The 1,423-nt window shown below is 62.8% G+C and carries 1 protein-coding gene; it reads left to right on the forward strand.

The features are described 5' to 3' along the window. The first annotated feature begins 286 nt into the window (after positions 1 to 286). Positions 287 to 1,297, forward strand: coding sequence for a class 1 fructose-bisphosphatase (locus tag QMX89_RS22620; RefSeq protein ID WP_049861729.1), 1,011 nt, complete (start codon positions 287 to 289; stop codon positions 1,295 to 1,297). Positions 1,298 to 1,423: the final 126 nt, after the last annotated feature.

The raw sequence follows: 1,423 nt of genomic DNA on the forward strand, positions 1-1,423 counted from the left end.
GGCAGAGCCCGCTCCCACACCTGCCACCTGTGGGAGCGGGCTCTGCCCGCGAAGGGCGTGCGGCGGCGCACTTGATACATCCTGCTCCCACACCTGCCAATTGTGGGAGCGGGCTATGCCCGCGAAGGGCGTGCGGCGGTGCACCTGATACATCCCCTTACCGAACTATCTCCATTGATAGCCATCTGATAGCTGCCGCGGCGTGGCTAGCGCTCGCTAGGTTTGACCGCACCCGTGTAAACTGTGCGGGCTTTCCCCAACCCCCTTTTCTACTCCGGAGTCGTCCATGTCCCGCGTTACCCTGAGTCGCTACTTGATCGAGCAGACCCGTAGCAACAACACGCCGGCCGATCTGCGCTTCCTGATCGAAGTGGTGGCGCGCGCGTGCAAAGAGATCAGCCATGCGGTGTCAAAGGGCGCCCTGGGTGGCGTGCTTGGCAGCATGGGCACCGAAAACGTCCAAGGCGAAGTGCAGAAGAAGCTGGACGTGCTGTCCAACGACATCCTGCTCGAAGCCAACGAATGGGGCGGTCACCTGGCCGGCATGGCGTCCGAAGAAATGGATAACGCCTACCAGATTCCTGGCCAGTACCCCAAAGGGGCGTACCTGCTGGTGTTCGACCCCTTGGACGGCTCCTCCAACATCGACGTCAACGTCTCGGTCGGCACCATCTTCTCGGTGCTGCGCTGCCCTACCGAGCACCTGAGCCAGAACGACAGCCTCAAGGAACAAGCCTTCCTGCAGCCTGGCACCCAGCAGGTCGCTGCCGGTTACGCCATCTACGGCCCGCAGACCATGCTGATCCTGACGCTGGGCAACGGCGTGAAGGGTTTCACCCTGGACCGCGAGATGGGCAGCTTCGTGCTGACCCACGAAAACATTCAGATCCCGGAAACCACTGCCGAATTCGCTATCAACATGTCCAACAAGCGCCACTGGGAAGCCCCGGTGACCCAGTACGTGGACGAGTTGCTGGCCGGTGAAGAAGGCCCGCTGAAGAAAAACTACAACATGCGCTGGATCGCTTCGATGGTCGCCGATGTGCACCGCATCCTGACCCGCGGTGGCCTGTTCATGTACCCACGCGACAGCCGCGAGCCGGAGAAGCCAGGCAAGCTGCGCCTGATGTACGAAGCCAACCCGATGTCTTTCCTGGTGGAGCAGGCCGGTGGCGCTTCGACCGACGGCCGCCAGCGCATCATGGACATCAAGCCCGAAGGCCTGCACCAGCGCGTCGCGGTGTTCCTGGGCTCCAAGCAGGAAGTCGAGCGCGTGACCGGCTACCACACCAAGTAAACGACGCGCGGCTAGCAAGCTCCGGCAGATTCCCGCCCCCCCCCTTTTGTGGGAGCGGGCTCTGCCCGCGAAGGCTTCACCTCGATCTGCCTGATATACCGCGCTGCTCTCTTCGCGGGCAGAGCC

It is taken from the genome of Pseudomonas sp. PS01301 (assembly GCF_029960215.1).
Lineage (GTDB): Bacteria > Pseudomonadota > Gammaproteobacteria > Pseudomonadales > Pseudomonadaceae > Aquipseudomonas > Aquipseudomonas coleopterorum.

Coding starts and splice junctions, on each gene's coding strand:
- QMX89_RS22620 (WP_049861729.1), top strand. CDS start 287: ATGTCCCGCGTTACCCTGAGTCGCTACTTGATCGAGCAGACCCGTAGC.